The sequence below is a fragment of the Mesorhizobium sp. WSM4849 genome, assembly GCF_055811385.1.
Genome location: NZ_JBVVPW010000077.1, coordinates 2,501 through 5,594 on the forward strand (window position 1 = coordinate 2,501; position 3,094 = coordinate 5,594).

The window sequence follows — 3,094 nt, forward strand, 5'->3', positions numbered from 1 at the left end:
CCCGAAAAGGGGTGTGATTTGTCGCGGGAGACGCTCAATCTCCCGCATATGATGGGTTTGCCTAACCGCACCCTCGAACCGATCTCGAGAAGCTGGTCTTTTTGTGCCAATGACTCCGTGCAACCCGTAGGGTTGTCACGCAAGCCAGGTCCTGCACAGGATTTGGTTGAAGCGACGATCTCTTCGAGATCGCGCGGTGGGTATTGGCAATGAGAACGATCAAGTGTCTTAAGGGCAATTGGTGGATGCCTTGGCATGCACAGGCGATGAAGGACGTGATACGCTGCGATAAGCTACGGGGAGGTGCGAATACCCTTTGATCCGTAGATTTCCGAATGGGGAAACCCACCTAAGGTGCTTGGAAAATCAGAGCAGCAGGGCAATTGGCGCGAGATCCCAAAAGGATTGAGCGTTAAGCGACGATCTCTTTGAGATCGCGCAGACTTGCTGCTGTGGTTTCCAAGGATCTGTAATAGGTAACTTATCCTGAATACATAGGGATAAAGTGGCGAACGCGGGGAACTGAAACATCTAAGTACCCGTAGGAAAGGACATCAACCGAGACTCCGGCAGTAGTGGCGAGCGAACCCGGACCAGGCCAGTGGCGATGATGAGACAAGCGGAACCTTCTGGAAAGTAGGGCCATAGTGGGTGACAGCCCCGTACGCGTAATGCAAATCATCGTCCTCGAGTAAGGCGGGACACGTGAAATCCTGTCTGAAATTGGGGGGACCACCCTCCAAGCCTAAGTACTCGTGCATGACCGATAGCGAACTAGTACCGTGAGGGAAAGGTGAAAAGCACCCCGACAAGGGGAGTGAAAGAGTACCTGAAACCGATTGCCTACAAACAGTGGGAGTCCAAGGTTCGTCCTGGGTGACCACGTACCTTTTGTATAATGGGTCAGCGACTTAGTGTGACGAGCAAGCTTAAACCGCTAGGTGTAGGCGCAGCGAAAGCGAGTCTGAACAGGGCGTTCAGTTCGTCGCATTAGACCCGAAACCGAGTGATCTAGCCATGAGCAGGTTGAAGGTAAGGTAACACTTACTGGAGGACCGAACCCATAACTGTTGCAATAGTTCGGGATGACTTGTGGCTAGGGGTGAAAGGCCAATCAAACTCGGAAATAGCTGGTTCTCCGCGAAATCTATTTAGGTAGAGCGTCGACCGAATACCCCAGGGGGTAGAGCACTGGATGGGCTAGGGGTCCTCACCGGATTACCAAACCTAACCAAACTCCGAATACCTGGGAGTACTAGTCGGCAGACACACGGCGGGTGCTAACGTCCGTCGTGAAAAGGGAAACAACCCTGACCTACAGCTAAGGTCCCCAAGTTATGGCTAAGTGGGAAAGGATGTGAGGATCCCAAAACAACCAGGATGTTGGCTTAGAAGCAGCCATCATTTAAAGAAAGCGTAACAGCTCACTGGTCTAAATAAGGGTCTTTGCGCCGAAAATGTAACGGGGCTCAAGCCATACACCGAAGCTTAGGGTTCGTGAGCAATCACGAGCGGTAGCGGAGCGTTCTGTAAGCTGATGAAGCCATACCCGTGAGGGGTGGTGGAGGTATCAGAAGTGCGAATGCTGACATGAGTAACGTAAGGGGAGTGAGAGACTCCCCCGCCGAAAGTCCAAGGGTTCCTGCTTAAAGCTAATCTGAGCAGGGTTAGCCGGCCCCTAAGTCGAGGCAGAAATGCGTAGACGATGGGAACCACGTTAATATTCGTGGGCCTGGAGGAAGTGACGGATCATTGAGGTAGTCCAATCTTATCGGATTGAACGGGCTGCTGCGTGGTTCCAGGAAATAGCTCCTCCTTATAGACCGTACCCGAAACCGACACTGGTGGACTGGTAGAGTATACCAAGGCGCTTGAGAGAACTATGCTGAAGGAACTCGGCAAATTGCACGCGTAACTTCGGAAGAAGCGTGACCCTTTTCCACGCAAGTGGAGGAGGGTGGCACAGACCAGGGGGTAGCGACTGTTTATCAAAAACACAGGGCTCTGCGAAGTCGCAAGACGACGTATAGGGTCTGACGCCTGCCCGGTGCTGGAAGGTTAAGAGGAGGGGTGCAAGCTCTGAATCGAAGCCCCAGTAAACGGCGGCCGTAACTATAACGGTCCTAAGGTAGCGAAATTCCTTGTCGGGTAAGTTCCGACCTGCACGAATGGCGTAACGACTTCCCCGCTGTCTCCAGCATAGACTCAGTGAAATTGAATTCCCCGTGAAGATGCGGGGTTCCTGCGGTTAGACGGAAAGACCCCGTGCACCTTTACTATAGCTTTACATTGGCATTCGTAGTGGCATGTGTAGGATAGGTGGTAGGCTTTGAAACCTGGGCGCCAGCTCAGGTGGAGCCACCCTTGAAATACCACCCTTATCACTATGGATGTCTAACCGCGGCCCGTTATCCGGGTCCGGGACAATGTATGGTGGGTAGTTTGACTGGGGCGGTCGCCTCCTAAAGAGTAACGGAGGCGCGCGATGGTGGGCTCAGAACGGTCGGAAATCGTTCGCTGAGTGCAATGGCATAAGCCTGCCTGACTGCGAGACTGACAAGTCGAGCAGAGACGAAAGTCGGTCATAGTGATCCGGTGGTCCCGCGTGGAAGGGCCATCGCTCAACGGATAAAAGGTACGCCGGGGATAACAGGCTGATGACCCCCAAGAGTCCATATCGACGGGGTTGTTTGGCACCTCGATGTCGACTCATCGCATCCTGGGGCTGGAGCAGGTCCCAAGGGTATGGCTGTTCGCCATTTAAAGCGGTACGTGAGTTGGGTTCAGAACGTCGTGAGACAGTTCGGTCCCTATCTGCCGTGGGTGTAGGAATATTGAAAGGATCTGTCCCTAGTACGAGAGGACCGGGATGGACGGATCTCTGGTGGACCTGTTGTGGCGCCAGCCGCATAGCAGGGTAGCTATATCCGGACGGGATAACCGCTGAAGGCATCTAAGCGGGAAACCCACCTTAAAACGAGTATTCCCTGAGAACCGTGGAAGACGACCACGTTGATAGGCCGGGTGTGGAAGAGCGGCAACGCTTGAAGCTTACCGGTACTAATAGTTCGATCGGCTTGATCGTTCTCATTCC

Annotated in this window: 1 rRNA gene; it reads left to right on the top strand. The window is 53.4% G+C overall.

The window, feature by feature from the left end:
* Positions 1-217 precede the first annotated feature (217 nt).
* Positions 218-3,085 (top strand): 23S ribosomal RNA (locus tag AC0L3L_RS36060).
* Positions 3,086-3,094 lie beyond the last annotated feature (9 nt).